The 16608-nt window shown below is 66.9% G+C and carries 17 protein-coding genes; 6 read left to right on the forward strand and 11 right to left on the reverse strand.

The window, feature by feature from the left end:
• Positions 1-3: 3 nt before the first annotated feature.
• Genes glgC through glgX form a run of 4 tightly spaced genes read left to right on the forward strand, consistent with a single transcriptional unit; the run spans position 4 to position 6530 of the window.
• Positions 4-1275, forward strand: a complete 1272-nt coding sequence (glgC, locus tag J0I99_RS12320) for a glucose-1-phosphate adenylyltransferase (RefSeq protein WP_291391883.1) — start codon at positions 4-6, stop codon at positions 1273-1275.
• Positions 1276-1290: 15 nt separating this feature from the next.
• Positions 1291-2751 carry a glycogen synthase GlgA gene (gene glgA / locus J0I99_RS12325; RefSeq protein WP_291398005.1) on the forward strand — a complete coding sequence of 487 codons (1461 nt, stop codon included), beginning with the start codon at positions 1291-1293 and terminating at the stop codon, positions 2749-2751.
• The gene (locus J0I99_RS12330; protein ID WP_291397913.1) at positions 2732-4363 is read left to right on the forward strand and encodes an alpha-D-glucose phosphate-specific phosphoglucomutase; all 1632 of its coding nucleotides are present in this window, start codon (positions 2732-2734) and stop codon (positions 4361-4363) included. The genes glgA and J0I99_RS12330 overlap by 20 nt, the downstream gene beginning before the upstream one ends.
• A gap of 13 nt (positions 4364-4376) precedes the next feature.
• Positions 4377-6530: a glycogen debranching protein GlgX gene (gene glgX / locus J0I99_RS12335; protein WP_291397914.1), complete on the forward strand. Its 2154-nt coding sequence runs from the start codon at positions 4377-4379 to the stop codon at positions 6528-6530.
• A 147-nt stretch (positions 6531-6677) separates the two neighbouring features.
• On the opposite strand, the gene J0I99_RS12340 is transcribed toward glgX, so the two are convergent.
• The 10 genes from J0I99_RS12340 to ureC form a co-directional block, all read right to left on the reverse strand.
• On the reverse strand, positions 6678-7232 hold the full coding sequence (locus J0I99_RS12340; RefSeq protein ID WP_291397916.1) for a GNAT family N-acetyltransferase: 555 nt from the start codon (positions 7230-7232) through the stop codon (positions 6678-6680).
• Positions 7233-7304: 72 nt separating this feature from the next.
• Complete coding sequence (gene ureG / locus J0I99_RS12345) at positions 7305-7937, reverse strand: urease accessory protein UreG (protein ID WP_291397918.1); 633 nt, start codon at positions 7935-7937, stop codon at positions 7305-7307.
• Positions 7934-8362, reverse strand: a complete 429-nt coding sequence (locus J0I99_RS12350; RefSeq protein ID WP_291397920.1) for a DUF3995 domain-containing protein — start codon at positions 8360-8362, stop codon at positions 7934-7936. The genes ureG and J0I99_RS12350 overlap by 4 nt, the downstream gene beginning before the upstream one ends.
• The gene (locus J0I99_RS12355) at positions 8359-9162 is read right to left on the reverse strand and encodes an urease accessory protein UreF (RefSeq protein WP_291397922.1); all 804 of its coding nucleotides are present in this window, start codon (positions 9160-9162) and stop codon (positions 8359-8361) included. The genes J0I99_RS12350 and J0I99_RS12355 overlap by 4 nt, the downstream gene beginning before the upstream one ends.
• A complete protein-coding gene (locus J0I99_RS12360; protein WP_291397924.1) occupies positions 9159-9632 on the reverse strand; it encodes an urease accessory protein UreE in 474 nt (157 codons plus the stop codon). Before J0I99_RS12360 ends, J0I99_RS12355 begins: the two co-directional genes overlap by 4 nt.
• A gap of 101 nt (positions 9633-9733) precedes the next feature.
• Positions 9734-10072 (reverse strand): MliC family protein, encoded by a 339-nt coding sequence (locus J0I99_RS12365; protein WP_291391875.1) that lies wholly within the window; start codon positions 10070-10072, stop codon positions 9734-9736.
• 54 nt (positions 10073-10126) lie between these two features.
• Entirely contained in the window at positions 10127-11116 is a 990-nt protein-coding gene (locus J0I99_RS12370; protein WP_291397926.1) for a hypothetical protein, read from the reverse strand.
• 156 nt (positions 11117-11272) lie between these two features.
• Entirely contained in the window at positions 11273-12028 is a 756-nt protein-coding gene (locus tag J0I99_RS12375) for an SDR family oxidoreductase (RefSeq protein ID WP_291397928.1), read from the reverse strand.
• Positions 12029-12095: 67 nt separating this feature from the next.
• Entirely contained in the window at positions 12096-12554 is a 459-nt protein-coding gene (locus J0I99_RS12380) for a DUF29 domain-containing protein (RefSeq protein WP_291397930.1), read from the reverse strand.
• A 43-nt stretch (positions 12555-12597) separates the two neighbouring features.
• Positions 12598-14307 carry an urease subunit alpha gene (ureC, locus tag J0I99_RS12385; RefSeq protein ID WP_291397931.1) on the reverse strand — a complete coding sequence of 570 codons (1710 nt, stop codon included), beginning with the start codon at positions 14305-14307 and terminating at the stop codon, positions 12598-12600.
• Between the two features lie 129 nt (positions 14308-14436).
• On the opposite strand from ureC, the gene J0I99_RS12390 reads away from it, so the two are divergent.
• Together J0I99_RS12390 and J0I99_RS12395 are read left to right on the forward strand one after the other, a co-directional pair.
• Complete coding sequence (locus J0I99_RS12390; RefSeq protein WP_291391870.1) at positions 14437-14868, forward strand: hypothetical protein; 432 nt, start codon at positions 14437-14439, stop codon at positions 14866-14868.
• A gap of 244 nt (positions 14869-15112) precedes the next feature.
• A complete protein-coding gene (locus J0I99_RS12395) occupies positions 15113-15943 on the forward strand; it encodes a c-type cytochrome (protein WP_291391869.1) in 831 nt (276 codons plus the stop codon).
• A 170-nt stretch (positions 15944-16113) separates the two neighbouring features.
• On the opposite strand, the gene J0I99_RS12400 is transcribed toward J0I99_RS12395, so the two are convergent.
• Complete coding sequence (locus tag J0I99_RS12400) at positions 16114-16515, reverse strand: hypothetical protein (RefSeq protein WP_291391868.1); 402 nt, start codon at positions 16513-16515, stop codon at positions 16114-16116.
• Positions 16516-16608: the final 93 nt, after the last annotated feature.

Raw genomic sequence — 16608 nt, forward strand, 5'->3', positions numbered from 1 at the left:
TGCATGGCTGACTATCGGACACCGTCACCGCTGGCGCGCGAGGCGATGGCTTATGTGCTGGCAGGCGGGCGAGGGACCCGGCTGTTCGAGCTGACGGATCGGCGCGCCAAGCCCGCCGTCTATTTCGGCGGCAAGAGCCGCATCATCGATTTCGCGCTGTCCAACGCGCTGAACTCGGGCATCCGCCGCATCTCGGTGGCGACGCAGTACCAGGCCCACTCGCTGATCCGGCACCTGCAGCGCGGCTGGAACTTCCTGCGCACCGAGCGAAACGAGAGCTTCGACGTGCTGCCCGCTTCCCAGCGCGTCAGCGAGACGCAGTGGTACGAAGGCACCGCCGATGCCGTGTACCAGAACATGGACATCATCGAGGACTACGGCCCGCGCTACATCGTGCTTCTGGCGGGCGACCACATCTACAAGATGGACTACGAGATCATGCTGCGGCAGCACGTCGACACGGGCGCCGACGTGACCATCGGCTGTCTCGAGGTGCCGCGCATGGAGGCAACCGGCTTCGGCGTGATGCATGTCGACGGGCGCGACCGCATCGTCGATTTCGTCGAGAAGCCGAAGGACCCGCCGGGCATTCCGGACAACCCGGACATGGCGCTCGCCTCGATGGGCATCTACGTGTTCGAGACGCGGTTCCTGATGGAACAGCTGCGCCGCGACGCCGCCACCGAGGGCTCGAGCCGCGACTTCGGCAAGGACATCATCCCCTACATCGTCAAGAACGGCTCGGCCTGGGCGCACCGCTTCCCGCGCTCCTGCGTGCGCTCTCCGAACGAGGAAGTCGCGTATTGGCGCGACGTCGGCACGGTGGACGCCTACTGGAAGGCCAATATCGACCTCTGCGACGTCACTCCGCAGCTCGACCTCTACGATCGCGACTGGCCGATCTGGACCTTTGCCGAGATCACCCCGCCGGCCAAGTTCGTGCATGATTTCGACGGGCGGCGCGGTTCGGCGGTGAACTCGCTGGTGTCGGGCGACTGCATCGTCTCGGGAGGCGCGCTCGACAAGACCCTGCTGTCGACCGGCAGCCGGGTGCACTCGTATTCCGAGCTGCACGAGGCGGTGGTGCTGCCCTATTGCACCATCGGCCGCGGGGCCCGGGTGCGCAAGGTGGTGCTCGACCGCGGCGTCAACATCCCCGAGGGGCTGGTGGTGGGCGAGGATCCCGAGTTCGACGCGCAGTGGTTCCGGCGCACCGCCGAGGGGGTGACGCTGGTGACCCAGCCGATGATCGACAAGTACCTGGCGAGCAAGTAACTGGCGGAGCCGATGATCGAAGTCCTCTCCGTCGCCTCGGAGGCGTACCCGCTGATCAAGACGGGCGGCCTCGCGGACGTCGTGGGTGCGCTGCCGGCGGCGCTGGCGCCGCATGGCGTCAGCATGCGCGTGCTGCTGCCCGGCTATCCCAGGGTCATGTCGGGCCTGACGGGCGGGCACGAGATCTACTGGTTCGAGGACCTGTTCGGCGGCGAGGCGCGGCTGATCGCCGGGCGGGCCAACGGGCTCGACGCCATCGCCATCGACGCGCCGCATCTCTATGACCGTCCGGGCAACCCCTATCTCGGGCCGGACGGCAAGGACTGGCCGGACAACTGGCGGCGTTTCGCGGCGCTGAGCTTTGCCGGCTACGAGATTTCGCGCGGGATCGTCGAGGGCTACCGTCCGGAGGTCCTGCACTGCCACGACTGGCAGGCCGGGCTGGTGCCGGCCTATGTGAGGTTCAACCCGGGCAGCACCGCCAGGACCATCGTCACCGTGCACAACATCGCCTTCCAGGGCGTGTTCGGTTGGGACGTGTTCAACGGGCTGAAGCTCGACTACGAGGCGGCGCGGACCGGCTCGATCGAGTATTTCGGCAACCTTAGCTACCTCAAGGCCGGGCTGCTGCTCGCCGACGAGGTGACGACGGTCAGCCCGACCTATGCGCACGAGATCCGCACCGCCGCCTACGGCATGGGGCTCGAGGGGCTGCTGCAGTCGCGCGCCGACAGCGTGATGGGCATCCTCAACGGCATCGATGCCAACGAGTGGAACCCGGGCACCGATCCGGCGCTGGCGCAGACCTATGGCGCCTCTACGATCTTCAACCGCGCCGCCAACAAGGCGGCGGTGGAGCAGCGCTTCGGCCTCGAGCCGGGCGAAGGACCGATCTTCTGCGTGGTCAGCCGGCTGACCACGCAGAAGGGGCTCGACATGCTGCCCGGCCTGATCGACATGCTGGTGGCGCATGGCGGGCGGCTGGCGGTGCTCGGCTCGGGCGACGCGGCGATCGAGAACGGCTTTGCCGGCGCTGCGCTCCGGCACCCCGGCAAGGTCGGCGTGCACATCGGCTACGACGAGGGCCGGAGCCACCTGATGCAGGGCGGGGCGGATGCGATCCTGATCCCGTCGCGGTTCGAGCCGTGCGGGCTGACCCAGCTCTACGGCCTGCGCTATGGCTGCATTCCGGTGGTCAGCCGCGTCGGCGGGCTTGCCGACACGGTGATCGACGCCAACGAGGCGGCGATCGAGGCGGGCGTCGCCACGGGCGTGGTGTTCTCGCCGGCCGCCGAGGAAGCGCTGGGCGAGGCGATCCGGCGGACCATCGCCCTCTATGCCCGGCCCAAGGTCTGGCACAAGATGCAGCGGCGCGGGATGAAGTCCGACGTTTCGTGGGAACTCAGCGCCGAGAAATACGCCGATCTCTACGGCTCACTCCTGGGGCACGCACGCGATGACGATGCAGACGATTGAGACCAAGCCCTTCGCGGACCAGAAGCCGGGCACGTCCGGGCTGCGGAAGCGCACCGCGGCGTTCATGGTGCCGAACTATGTCGAGAACTTCGTGCAGTCGATCTTCGACAGCCTCGAGGGGTTCAAGGGCAAGACGCTGGTGATCGGCGGCGACGGCCGCTACTTCAACGACGTCGCCATCCAGAAGATCATCCGGATCGCCTCGGCCAACGGCTTCGGCACGGTGCTGGTCGGCCAGAACGGGCTCTTGTCGACGCCGGCCGCCAGCCACGTGATCCGCCATCACAAGGCGTTCGGCGGGCTGATCCTGTCGGCGAGCCACAATCCGGGCGGCCCGGATGGCGACTTCGGCATCAAGTACAACGTCTCGAACGGCGGACCGGCGCCGGAAAAGATCACCGAGGCGGTGTTCGCGCGCTCCAGGGTGATCGACCGCTACCTGACGGTCGATGCGCCGGATGTCGACCTGAGCCGCATCGGCACGCAGCATTCGGCCGGCATGGTGGTCGAGGTAATCGACCCGGTGGCCGACTATGCCGACCTGATGCAGACGCTGTTCGACTTCGACCGGATCCGGCAGATGTTCGCGTCCGGCTTCACCATGCGGTTCGACGCCATGCACGCGGTGACCGGGCCATACGCGCACAAGATCCTCGAGGGGCTGCTCGGCGCACCGGCGGGGACGGTGGTCAACGGCACGCCGTCGCCCGATTTCGGCGGCGGGCATCCGGACCCCAACCTGGTGTACGCCAAGGACCTCTACGACCTGATGATGAGCGCGGATGCGCCCGACTTCGGCGCCGCCTCCGACGGCGACGGCGACCGCAACCTGATCATCGGGCGCAACCGCTTCGTCACCCCGTCGGACTCGCTCGCCATCCTCGCCGCCAACGCGCCGCATGCGCCGGGCTACGCCGCCGGCATCGCCGGCATCGCGCGCTCCATGCCGACCAGCGCGGCGGCGGACCGGGTGGCTGAGAAGCTCGGCATCGAGATGCACGAGACGCCGACCGGCTGGAAGTTCTTCGGCAACCTGCTGGACGCGGGACGCGTCACCATCTGCGGCGAGGAATCGGCCGGCACCGGCTCGAACCACGTGCGCGAGAAGGATGGCCTGTGGGCCGTGCTGCTCTGGCTCAACATCATCGCGGCGCGCCAGCAGGGCGTCGACATGATCGTCACCGACCACTGGGCCACCTACGGGCGCAACTACTACACGCGCCACGACTACGAGGAGGTCGACGCGGGCGCGGCCAACGGGCTGATGGACGACCTGCGCGCCAGGCTGCCCGGGCTCGTGGGCAAGAGCCTCGAGGGCCGGCCGGTGGCCTATGCCGACGACTTCACCTACCACGATCCGGTCGACGGCTCGACCAGCGCGAAGCAGGGCATCCGAATCGGCTTTGCCGACGGCAGCCGCATCGTCTTCAGGCTCAGTGGAACCGGGACCGTGGGCGCCACGTTGCGACTGTACCTTGAAAGGTATGAGCCGCCGCATGGACAGCATGACCTCGACACTCAGTCCGCCCTCGCCCCCCTCATTGCCATTGCCGACCGCGTCGCGAGCATCAAGGCGCGGACGGGCCGGGACCGGCCGAGCGTTATCACTTGAAGGTCCCCCGCAGTTGAAACCTGAACTGATCCCGGGCGCTGGCAGCCCGGAGCGGCTCGGCGCCACCATCACCGCCGAGGGCGTGAACTTTGCCGTCTATTCGGAGACGGCAACGGCGATGTGGGTGTCGATCTACGACGAGCTCGACCAGGAGGTCGCGCGCGTCCAGCTCGACGGCTACGACGGCAACATCTATCACGGCCTGATCGGCAGGATCGGGGCAGGGACCCGCTACGGCCTGCGCGCCGACGGTCGCTACGACCCCGACCAGGGCTATTTCTTCGACCCCAACAAGCTGCTGGTCGACCCCTATGCGCGCCGGATCGACCGCACCTTCGTGCGCTCGCCGCGCCTCAGGCTGCATCGCGACGAGGCGGTGGACACCGCTCCGCTGATCCCCAAGGCGATCGTGGTGGGCGCGGAAAACAAGCCGGCGGCGCCGCGACGCAAGGTGCCGGGGCTGTTCTACGAACTCAACGTGCGCGGCTACACAATGCGCCACCCGTCGGTGCAGGGCCCGCTGCGTGGCACCGTCTCGGGGCTGACCACCAAGCGGGTGGTGGACCATCTGCGCTATCTCGGCGTGGATACGGTGGAGCTGATGCCGATCGCGGCGTTCATCGACGACGGGCACCTGCCCTCGCTGGGGCTCACCAATGCCTGGGGCTACAATCCGGTGACCTATTTCGCCGTCGACCCCAGGCTCGCGCCGCGCGGCCCGCAGGAATTGCGCAACATGACCGATGTGTACCGCAAGGCGGGCATCTCGGTGATCCTCGACGTGGTCTACAACCACACCGGCGAGGGCGACGCCAACGGGCCGATGCTCAGCCTCATGGGCCTCGACGCCATGACCTACTACCGGTTCATCGACGTCGACGGAAAGAAGGCGCTGGTCAACGACTCCGGCACCGGCAACACGCTGCGCTGCGACCACCCGGCGACGCAGCGGCTGGTGATCGAGAGCCTGCGCTACTGGGTCGAGGAGATGGGCGTCTCGGGCTTCCGCTTCGATCTCGCGCCGGTGCTCGGCCGCGAGCCCGGGTTCAATCCGAACGCGCGCATGCTGCAACTGATCAAGTCCGATCCGGTGCTGGGCAAGTGCATCCTCGTCGCCGAGCCGTGGGATCCGGGTCCGGGCGGCTACCAGCTCGGCCAGTTCGGCAAGGAATTCCGCGAGTGGAACGACACCTATCGCGATGACGTGCGCTCGTTCTGGCGCGGCGACCAGGGCAAGATCGGTGCGCTGGCCGGCAAGGTCGCCGGTTCGGCCGAAATCTTCGATTTCGCCGGGCGCAAGCCGAGCGCCGGCGTCAACATGCTGGCCGTCCACGACGGTTTCACGCTGGCGGACCTCGTCTCCTACCTCGACAAGCACAACGAGGCGAACGGCGAGGGCAACCGCGACGGGCACAACAACAACCACTCGTGGAACTGCGGCGCCGAAGGCCCGACCGACGACGCCGGCATCGCCGCGGCCCGCAAGCGCGATGTCCGCGCGCTGCTGGCGACGCTGTTCCTCAGCCGGGGCATTCCGCTGATCCAGCAGGGCGACGAGTTCGGCCGCAGCCAGCAGGGCAACAACAATGCCTATGCGCAGGACAACGAGATCACCTGGGTCGACTGGGAGAATGCCGACGGGGCGCTGGTCGACTATGTCTCGGCGCTCAGCGATTTCCGCCGCCTGCATCCGGCGCTGACGCATGATCATTTCCTCACGGGGCAGACCAGGCATGGCGTCCGCGACGTGGCCTGGCTGCATCCGGACGGGCGCGAGATGAACGAGCACGACTGGAACGATGCCGGCGCCTCGGTGCTGGGCATGCGGCTCCAGACCGCCGATGAGGACCTGATCGTGTGGTTCAACCGCCGGATCGACCCGGTGCTGGCCCGCCTGCCGGAGGGCTACTGGACGGTGGGGCTGCTGTCGGACGACAAGGCCGTGCTGCCGCTCGCCGACCGCGCCGCCACGCTGCCGCCGCGCTCGGTGGTGGTGCTGCTCAAGGGCCAGATCCCGCCGAGCAAGCCGGAGGTGCCGCCGCAGCCGCAGGAAGTGCCGGTCGAGCCCGAGACGCCGCAACCGGCGCCCGAGCCGGAAACGGTGCCCGGCGAGACGCCGGTGGAAGTGCCGGGCAATGAGCCGCCGGAGGAGACGCCGAAGGAGTAGGGGGGCGGCCGCGGAGGGGTGGAGAGGAGATGCCCACGTCACCGGGTCATCCCCGCGCAAGCGGGGATCTCTGTTTGGTCTAAGGCACGGCAAAACAGAGATGCTCGCGGAAATGACTCCGTGTCCGGGGGGCAACCGGCGCGTCCGTCAGTCCTGCCCGAAGCCAAAGCTCCGATACAGCCGCTGCGCGGTGCCGTTATAGATATCGACCTTCAGCGCCAGTTCCTCTGCGCCGCGGGCGCGCAGCGCCGCGATGGCGGTGGAGAGCAGGGCGGAGCCGACGCCGCGGTTGCGCCAGCCGGCGTCGACCACCAGGTCCTTGACGAAGCTCGAGGTCCAGCACAGGCAGAAACCGATCACCTCGTCGCCGGCCCGGGCGACGAGCGCCAGGTTGCGGTCGAACTCGCTGTCGGTGACGAGGCCCTCCCACCAGTCGAGCAGGTTGGCCGGCACGGTGCCGAAGCCGGAGGCATAGGCGCGCTGCATCAGCTTGTGCACGGCGCCGGCGTTGGCGGCTTCGATCGGCGCGATGGCGACCCCGGGCGGCAGGCGGATCGGCGGCTCAGGCAGGGCCATCGGCCGGCGCAGCAGGATATGGCCCGCTGCGGGGCTGGTCGGATGCGGCACCGGCGGGGGCAGGCCCGCTCCGCCGGCGGGCGCTGCGGCCTTGCCGAACCCACCCTTCGGTCTTCGACGTGCCAAACTGTCCCCCATCATCTGGCCGGGCGTTAGCGTCGGCTGCTCCCGCCCGCTTCGTTCTCGTTGCCGGAAAGGCTACTCCGCCGCCTCGGCGGGGACCAGCCCGCCCATGCGCTCGATGAAGGCGACGATCGCGTCGAGGTTCTCGCGCCGCAGCAGGTCGGTGAACACGTACGGGCGGCCTTCGCGCACGCGCTCGGTGTCGGCGACCATCACCTCGAGGCTGGCATTGACGTACTGCGCGATGTCGGTGTGAGTGACGACCAGCAGGTCCGAGCGCGTGATGGCAGGGCCGCCCTTGCGCGGGATCTTCTCGCCCTGCGCCACCGAGATGACGTAGAGCGTGATATCGGCGAGGTCGGGCGAGAAGGTCGCGGCCAGATTGTCGCCGCCCGACTCGATCAGGATGATGTCGAGGTCGGGGAACTTGTGGTTGAGCTCGGCGATCGCCGCGAGGTTCAGCGAGGCATCCTCGCGGATGGCGGTATGCGGGCAGCCGCCGGTCTCGACGCCGACGATGCGGTCCTCGGAGATGGCCTGCACCCGGTTGAGGATCAGCGCATCTTCCTTGGTGTAGATGTCGTTGGTCACCACGGCCATCGAGTAGCGCTCGCGCATGGCCTTGAGCAGCATCTCGCACAGCGTGGTCTTGCCCGAGCCGACGGGGCCGCCGATGCCGACGCGCAGGGGGCCGTTGGGCGACTTCATATCAGCCTCATGATCACGAGCAGGAGAAAGCCCACGCCGAGCGCGATGCAGAGCGGGGAGTAGTTCTTGCGGTCGAGCGTCGCGAACGGCTGCTCGGAGAAGCGGGCGCGCCAGCCTTCAGTGTAGCCGAGGGCGCCGCGGCCGAAAAAGATCGCGGCCAGCAGGACGCCGATCAGCGTCAGCCACCAGTCGCCGGCAGTGTGGTCGGCGAGCGACAGGGCGAGGATGCCGGCAGCAAGGGCGAGGATGGCGACGGCGAGCGAGGCCAGTTTCGGCACGCGGGTGACGCCGGGCCGGCCGATCACGGTACGCGCCAGCAGCGCCGGATCGCGGATCGGCCAGGGCGCGCCGATGGCCCACATCAGGCAGGCGATGGCCACCGTCAGCAGCACGACGAAGATCAGGGCGGCGACGAACATGCTCATGAGCGGAAGATCCTCGGTTCCAGCGTCTCGTGGCGCATCTGTGCGATGTCGGCGGCGTAGGCGATTGCGCCGATATCGGCAAGGGTCGCCGTAGAAGCGGACTTCGCGAGGGCGGCAACGCAGGGTTCAAGGCCGGACATGACTTTGAGCCCATCAGACTGGCCGAGGGGGACGAGGCGCACGGCCACCGACACCTGGCCATGCACTGTCGCCGTCAGCCAGGCAAGCAACGTGTCCTCAAGGTCGATCCCGTGCGCAGCGGCGATGGCGCCGACCGCCACGGGGTAGGGGCAGGGCTGGGGCAGGAGGGCGAGGACGCCCGATGGCCAGTGCCGCGCCGCCAGCGCGTAGTTGTCGCCGGTGATCGTGGTTTCCAGCCAGCGCTCGCGGCTGGGGGTGAGGGCGAGGGCGAGGTCGGAGAGGTCGGAGAGCGCGGCGCGTGTGGCTTCCCCCCTCCCGACCTCCCCCACAAGGGGGGAGGTGCCCGCCGGTTCACTTTGCTTGAATGTGCCCGAAGCATCGGCCCACACCTCCCCCCTTGTGGGGGAGGTCGGGAGGGGGGTAGCCACGGGCGTTGCGCCATCCCGTACGACCCGCCACGCCTCAGCCAACACGATCGAGTCGGTGTGTATCCCCCCGTGCGCCAGCGCGCCCTCGATCCAGTTCCGCAAGCGTTCGGAGTCGGTTACGCGTCGATCCGCAATCGCCGTCTCAAGTCCGGCCGACCAGGCGAAAGCGCCGACCGGGAAGGCGGGCGACAGCCAGGTGACGAGCTTCTGCAGCGCGGCGGGATCGGTCATCGGTTGAGCAGGGCGTGCGCCGCTTCGCCGTGGCTGTGCGCATAGGCGCCTTCCTCCGGGTGGAAGGGCTCGCTGATGTCGGTGACCGTGGCCCCGAGACCGCGCAGCATGTCCTTGATCACGTGGTCGCGCAGGATGAGCACGCGATCGTCCTCGATCTGGGTCTTGAGGTGCCGGTTGCCCAGGTGCCAGCACAGCCGCATCAGGTGGATGCGGTCGCGGCCGCACACTTCGTGGAGCGCCTCCTCGCCGGCGATGATCTCGACGAAACGCCCGTCCTCGAGCTGCAGCGCGCCGCGATCCTCGAGCGTCACCGGTTCGGGGAAATCGACGAGCACGCTGTCGCCGTGGATCAGCGTGATGCTGCGGCGACGCACACGGCGCTCGTCATGCATGAGGATGGCAAGGTCGAACGCCGTTCCGGCCGCGCCGGGGGGCACATATCGTACCGCGCGAAACGTCTGCGGCATTGCACACTACCAAGTCTTCGAGGCTTCCCAACCCGCGCCGGCGAGCTTAGCCGCTGCGGCGCGGCTGTCAAAGGCGAAGACGGGCCCGGGGCCCGGTGCGCTCAGGGCGTCTCGCTGACTTCGGTGCACTCGACCGACGGCGGCGTCGCCTGCAGGTCGGTCAGCGTCGCCTCGCTGCCCTTGGTCCAGAATTCGAACTGGCCGGCGACATACTTGGCGCCGGAAGCCGACATGACGTTGACGAACACCATCTTGCGCGGCCCGACGGGGATGACGGCAAGGAAATTGGGCTCGGCGTTAATGAAGTCGACGGTGAACGGGTCGAGGCCCTCGCACTGGTACTGCACGATGTTGCGCTCGAAATTGCCCTGCAACTGCAGCACAACCTGCGCCGACACGTCGGCGCTCCCCATCATGGCGGCAGCGGCCAGGGCTTCCATCGGCAGTCCTCCTCGCGATTCAGCATCGAAAGGGTAGCAGAACGGCCGTCGGGGTCAGCCGAAATAGTTGTGACGGGCGAAATCGAGCTCGGGGAACGCCTCGGCGACGCCGCGATTGGTCTGGGCGATGGCGTCGAGCAGGCGACGAAGCATCGGGGTGGCCGGGCGCTTGCCAGCATGGCGCCCCATGCGGGCCCGGGCATCGATAAGGATCTCTCCATACTCGCGGCGGATTGCGTCAGCTTCGCTGCGCTGGAAAGTCCAGACCGCTTGATGAGCGTCGCGCTCCTCGGGCGGCAGCCGGTCCAGCCACTGGTACTCCTGGTAGGAGGGCTGGGTAACGGTCAGCTCGATCCAGCTCGCAGGCTGGAGGGGAAGGCGCGGCGCTGCATAGTCGGCGGCGCTGTCGGTTTCGGACCTGTTCGATCGCTGGTCGGTCGGCACCTCCGGCAGCCGGGCCATGCCGAAGGCAGCACGCATGAAGTCGCCGAGGCCGCCGTCCTTGAACAGGGTTTCGAACAGCACCGGCTTCAGCTTGCCTTCGCGGCAGGGGCGCGAGCGCAGGATCGCGCCATAGTCGAGGCTGCGATAGACCCAGTGATGCGGCCGCAGCAGCACCAGCGAGCAGAACTGGTCGAAGGTCATGCGCGCGCCCATGCGCACCAGCTGGTTGTAGTACGAGCGGATGAAGGCATCGGGCTGGCGGAATACGACGTAGGCGACGAAGTCGCCCTCGGTCAGCATCTCGATGTTGTCGACGATCTGGAGCAGCGAGTTTGCCGCGATGCCGTGGGCCAACCCGACCCCGGAGAGAATCTCGTCGCTGATGATCGGCTGGCCGTCGCACAGGCGCCGCCGCATGTCGTCGAGGGTTGCGGCCGGCAACTGGCGTAGGTCGCCGAAGCTCAGGTGCTCGCGCACGTGATACTCGGCCTCGTGGTCGCGATACGGCTTGCCCAGAAAGTCGATGCTGTCGTCGGCCTTCAGCAGGTCCTGAATCGTTGTGGATCCGCTCTTGGGATAGCCGACGTGGAATGTCTGCAATTATCAAATTTCCGGAAATCTTCGAGCCAATGCGGAAGATATAGATGCGTTGCAGTCTCAATGAAAATAGCTATTAGCGCCGTGATCGGACTGACTGCGATCGCCGCCTCGGCGGCGGCTCCGCGGCCGCTGGACCAGCGCGGCTCAAGGCACCGGTCAGGCGGCGCGCCAGCCCATGTCGGCGGGGATCACCGCGCCGTTGATGTGCCGGGCCTCGTCGGAGGCGAGGAAGAGCACGAGGTTGGCGATGTCGATGGGCTCGAGCGTGCCCGGGTTGGTCGCGTGATAGGCGCCGAGCCGTCCCAGAGCCGCCTGGTCGAGCCCGGCGGCATCGACGCTCTGCATGATGTTGGTCGCGACCCCGCCCGAGGCCACCGTGTTACAACGCAGGCCCATCTTGGCATACTGGAACGCCGTGGATTGGCCGAGCCCGATGAGCGCGTGCTTGCTGGCCGTATAGGCCGCGCCCGCCGAACCGCCCCCGAGGCCGGCGACCGAGGCGATATTGACGATGGCGCCGCCGCCCTGAGCCAGCATCAGCGGCACGGCGCGGCGCATGGCGAACATCGGGCCGTCGAGGTTGACCGACAGCACGCGGCGCCAGGTGTCGTTGCTGACATCGGCGACGGACTGGAACAGGTCCATGACGCCGGCATTGTTGACGAGGATGTCGATGCGGCCGAACTCCGAAACGGCCTTGTCGATCATCCCTACGCATTCGGCTTCGACCGCCACGTTGGCCGTGACCGGCACGATCGGCCCGCCGATTTCGCCGGCTGCCGCCTTGACCGCGTCCGCATGCCAGTCGGCCGCAACGACCTTCGCGCCCTCGGCGATGAACAGCTTGGCGATCGCCAGCCCCATGCCGGAGCCCGCGCCCGTGACCACTGCTACCTTGTCCTTGATGCGCATAATCGGTCCCCATCCAGTTTGGTTGTCTGCAAACTAGGTGATGCACCGGTCGCGGATTTGATGCAGGTCAGGCCGCTTCCGGCCAGAAATCGTCGTCGAGCACCTCGTCTGCGGAGTACGGGCACTCGGCAGGGAAAGCAGTTTCGCGCAGGCCCGTTTCGAGCGCAGCAAGGCGAGGGGCCTTCTTGTAGGCGCGCTTGATGACTTCGTCCGGGTAGGACTGCAGACTTGGGCTCTGCTCGATCAGGACTGCGATGGCGTCGCGATTGGTCACGATGCTCGCCTGCCAACTCGGGGACCTTGCCGACGGCTGGTATTGCCACTTCAGCAAGTGCAGCAAGATGACTGCCATTCTGCTGAGAATTTCGTGCTTGTCCGAGCGCCCCAAGCTCTCGATCTCCTCGGCGACGTTCTCCACGTCGATACGGTCGAACCTGCCGGCGCGGATCAATGCCGCCTGCTCCGCGCTCCAGAGCGCGAAATCGTCTTCGTAGCCCGCTGGCTTCTTGACTTCGACCTTGTTCATGAAAGGCAGTATAGGCTCCCCGACGGGCGAAACCAAATCGGTTTCAGAACAGGAAGTAGCGCTGCGCCATCGGCAGCACCGTGGCCGGCTCGCAGGTCAGCAGTTCGCCGTCGGCGCGCACTTCGTAGGTCTCCGGATCGACTTCGAGATGCGGCATGGCCGCGTTATGGATCATCGAAGCCTTGCCGATGCCGCCGCGAGTGTTCTCGACCGGCAGCATGGCCTTGGCGACGCCGAGCCTGGCCTGCAACCCGTCGTCGTAGGCCGCCTGGCTGACGAAGGTGACGGTGGAACTCGTCTTCAGCTTGCCGAAGCCGGCGAACATCGGCCGGTAGTGCATCGGCTGCGGGGTGGGGATGGAGGCGTTGGGGTCGCCCATCGGGGCTGCTGCAATGGAGCCGCCGAGCAGCACCAGTTCCGGCTTCACGCCGAAGAAGGCGGGGTTCCACAATACCAGGTCGGCGCGCTTGCCGATTTCGATCGAGCCGATATGCCGGCTCATGCCCTGCGCGATGGCCGGGTTGATCGTGTACTTGGCGATGTAGCGCCTGACCCGGAAATTGTCGTTGTCGCCGGTTTCCTCGGGCAGGGGGCCGCGCTGGCGCTTCATCTTGTCGGCGGTCTGCCAGGTGCGGATGATCACCTCGCCGACGCGGCCCATGGCCTGGCTGTCGGACGAGAACATCGAAAAGCAGCCGATGTCGTGGAGGATGTCCTCGGCGGCGATGGTCTCCTTGCGGATGCGGCTCTCGGCGAAGGCGACATCCTCGGCGATCGAGGGGCTGAGGTGATGGCAGACCATCAGCATATCGAGGTGCTCGGCCAGCGTGTTGACCGTGTAGGGCCGCGTCGGGTTGGTCGAGGAGGGGAGCACGTTGGGCAGGCTCGCCACCTTGATGATGTCGGGCGCATGGCCGCCGCCGGCTCCTTCGGTGTGGAAGGCGTGGATGGTGCGGCCCTTGAAGGCGCGCACCGTATCCTCGACGAAGCCGCTCTCGTTCAGCGTGTCGGTGTGGATCATCACCTGCACGTCATAGGCGTCGGCGACGCTCAGGCAGTTGTCGATGGCGGCCGGGGTGGTGCCCCAGTCCTCGTGCAGCTTCAGCGAGGAGACGCCGGCGAGGATCATTTCCTCGAGCGGGGCGGGCAGCGAGGCGTTGCCCTTGCCGGCGAGGCCGAGGTTCATCGGGAAGGCGTCGAAACTCTCGATCATGCGCTGGGCATGCCAGGCGCCGGTGCAGGTGGTGGCGAGCGTGCCGTGCGCCGGGCCCGTGCCGCCGCCGACCATTGTGGTCATCCCCGCCATCAGCGCTTCCTCGATCTGCTGCGGCGCGATGAAGTGGATGTGGCTGTCCATGCCGCCGGCGGTGAGGATCCTGCCCTCGCTGGCGATGATCTCGGTCGATGGCCCGATGATGGTGTCGACGCCCGGCTGGGTATCCGGATTGCCGGCCTTGCCGATCTTCGAAATGCGCCCGTCGCGCAGGCCGACATCGGCCTTGTAGATGCCGGTGTGGTCGACGATCAGCGCATTGGTGATCACCGTATCCATGGCGCCCTGGGCGCGCGTCGCCTGGCTCTGGCCCATGCCGTCGCGGATGACCTTGCCGCCGCCGAACTTCACTTCCTCGCCATAGGTGGTGAGGTCGCGCTCCACCTCGATGAACAGTTTGGTGTCGGCCAGCCGCACCTTGTCGCCGGTGGTCGGCCCGTACATCTGGGCATAGGTCGAGCGGGAGATGCGCGCGGGCATGGGATCAGCTCCGGAGGAACAAGGCGTCGATTGTGGTCACGAACATTCCTCCGGATCGCCTCATTTGCGAAGGAACCGGCAGTAGCAGGTGACGTTGTTGGGCTGGGCGAAACAAGAAAGGAAACTACAATGAAGACGATCGCCAAATATGCCGCAGTTGCGGTGCTTGCTCTCGGTGTTCCGGCCATTTCGGTCGCGCAGGACGCGGCCGCCGGCGCCAAGGTCTCGGTCAATGCGATGGCCAAGGGCAGCGCGAGCAACTACGGCTCGCTCATCTCCAGCCTGCAGGCTGGCAAGAGCGCGGACCTGTCGGCGTTCAGCGACAGCTCCACCATCAGCTTCGTCACCGTGTCCTCGCTGAAGGCCGATGCCGATGCCAAGGCCCTCGACAACGCGCTCAACAAGAACGCCAGCGTCGTTGCCGGTCTCAAGACCTCGATCGATGCGAATGCGGCCCTCAAGGCCAAGATCGAAGCCGCCGGGTACAGCGTCGACAAGGTCGTCGCCATCACTGCCGAGGCGGACGGATCGTTCGTCGTCTACGTCGACGATCGCGCCTGACGCACGCAACGGATGGGCGGCTGTGGCCGCCCATCCATTTTCCCCGCACGTCGCTGCCAAGGCTTGCACCGCAGAACCACCCAAACCGTTGCCCTCCATAAGAACCGCCTAAATGTGAGGCTGTCCAGAAGCTTGCCGCATTTGGCGGCACTATTAAACCTGACCCGAAAATTCAAATTTCAGGCGGGGCGACGACGCTATACGAGGGTCGGGTGGGGCAATAGGACGCAGCCTGGAGGGTTATATGTTCAAGGTCATGGCGCTGGCAGTGTTGGCCGGCTCGGCACTGCTTGCGGGCGCCGCACAGGCGGCGCCGTCGGTGGAGCGCGGAAGTTATCTCGTCAACACCATTGCCGGATGCGGCAACTGCCACACGCCTCAGGGGCCGGATGGTCCCATCGCGGACAAGGCGCTCAGCGGCATGCTGGTCGAACAGAACGACGCCTACACTGCGATCGCTCCGAACATCACGCCGGCTGGCGACATCAGGAACTGGACCGACGCGCAGGTGATCAAGGCGATCCGCGAGGGTATCCAGCCGGACGGCAAGCTGCTTGGGCCGCCGATGCCGTTCGAGGTGTACAAGGGCATGTCCGACACGGACGTGGCTTCGATCGTGATGTACCTGCGCACGGTTCCGGCGGTGGAGAACGACCCCGGCGAGTCGCACTACAACATCCCGCTACCGCCAGCCTACGGTCCGCCGATCGAGCATGTCGCCGACGTGCCGGAGGGCGTGACGGTGGAATATGGTGCGTATCTCGCAGGGCCGCTCGGACACTGCATCGTCTGCCACTCGACCTTCGGACCGCAGGGTCCGATGCTCGACACGGCGCTCGGCGCTGGCGGGCAGCCCTTCCCGGGACCATGGGGCACCTCGGTTGCGGCCAACATCACGCCCACCGGGATCGGGCACTACAGCGACGAGGACCTCACCAAGATCATCACCACCGGCACGCGGCCGGACGGCTCGCACCTGCTGCCGCCGATGCCGATCTGGGCCTACGCCAACCTGAAGCCGGACGACGTCAAGGCCATCATCCTCTACCTGCGCTCCCTGCCGCCCAAGGGCTGACACTGGCCTCGTCCGTCAGGGGGAGGCCTTCTGGTCCCCACCGTTCACTGGTCATCCCCGCGAAAGCGGGGATTTCCGTTTGTGGCATGCGCTAAAAACGAGGATCCCACTTTCGCGGAATGACCCGGTGAGCCAGGGCAGCGAGGTAGCAGCCCGCGTGGGGCTGCAACCTAGTTCGGCTTGGGTGTGGCCGCTTCGGCCTTGCGGAATGCCGCCACCAGTCGGTTGATGACGCTGTCGAGGATCTTGTTGCCGGTCAGGACGTCCTCGTCGGCCTGGCTGGGGGCGATCACCGACATGGCGAGCACCTGCACCGCGTAGGCGTGCTTGCGCTTGCCGTCCTTGTGGAACTTGTTGCCTTGCTTTTCGAAATCGGTGATCAGGGCGGAGCGGTCGTAGGAACCGAGGGTCGACTTGAAGGTGGTCCAGGATTTCGCGCTGGTCCGGTCCATCAGGCGCGACGCCAGGCTGCCGATCAGGAACATGGCTTCCTGATCCTTGCCGCCATTGGCGTGCAGGTCCTGCATCATCGCAACGAAGCGTTCCCTGAAATCTTCTTCCTTGGTGGCCATCGTCGTCCTGCCCGTTGAAATCGGCGCATCCGTAAACGAAATCCAGCGGGAATGCCAAACGTCTGTTGAATACGCCGTCCGTATTTCGCCACA

It is taken from the genome of Devosia sp., assembly GCF_017307495.1.
Classification (GTDB): domain Bacteria; phylum Pseudomonadota; class Alphaproteobacteria; order Rhizobiales; family Devosiaceae; genus Devosia_A.

Bases quoted from the DNA above. Each gene is read 5' to 3' on its own strand.
- glgC (WP_291391883.1), top strand. From the start codon at position 4: ATGGCTGACTATCGGACACCGTCACCGCTGGCGCGCGAGGCGATGGCT.
- J0I99_RS12330 (WP_291397913.1), top strand. From the start codon at position 2,732: ATGACGATGCAGACGATTGAGACCAAGCCCTTCGCGGACCAGAAGCCG.
- ureG (WP_291397918.1), bottom strand. From the start codon at position 7,937: ATGAAGTCGCCCAACGGCCCCCTGCGCGTCGGCATCGGCGGCCCCGTC.
- J0I99_RS12350 (WP_291397920.1), bottom strand. From the start codon at position 8,362: ATGAGCATGTTCGTCGCCGCCCTGATCTTCGTCGTGCTGCTGACGGTG.
- J0I99_RS12355 (WP_291397922.1), bottom strand. From the start codon at position 9,162: ATGACCGATCCCGCCGCGCTGCAGAAGCTCGTCACCTGGCTGTCGCCC.
- J0I99_RS12360 (WP_291397924.1), bottom strand. From the start codon at position 9,632: ATGCCGCAGACGTTTCGCGCGGTACGATATGTGCCCCCCGGCGCGGCC.
- J0I99_RS12365 (WP_291391875.1), bottom strand. From the start codon at position 10,072: ATGGAAGCCCTGGCCGCTGCCGCCATGATGGGGAGCGCCGACGTGTCG.
- J0I99_RS12375 (WP_291397928.1), bottom strand. From the start codon at position 12,028: ATGCGCATCAAGGACAAGGTAGCAGTGGTCACGGGCGCGGGCTCCGGC.
- J0I99_RS12380 (WP_291397930.1), bottom strand. From the start codon at position 12,554: ATGAACAAGGTCGAAGTCAAGAAGCCAGCGGGCTACGAAGACGATTTC.
- ureC (WP_291397931.1), bottom strand. From the start codon at position 14,307: ATGCCCGCGCGCATCTCCCGCTCGACCTATGCCCAGATGTACGGGCCG.
- J0I99_RS12390 (WP_291391870.1), top strand. From the start codon at position 14,437: ATGAAGACGATCGCCAAATATGCCGCAGTTGCGGTGCTTGCTCTCGGT.
- J0I99_RS12395 (WP_291391869.1), top strand. From the start codon at position 15,113: ATGTTCAAGGTCATGGCGCTGGCAGTGTTGGCCGGCTCGGCACTGCTT.
- J0I99_RS12400 (WP_291391868.1), bottom strand. From the start codon at position 16,515: ATGGCCACCAAGGAAGAAGATTTCAGGGAACGCTTCGTTGCGATGATG.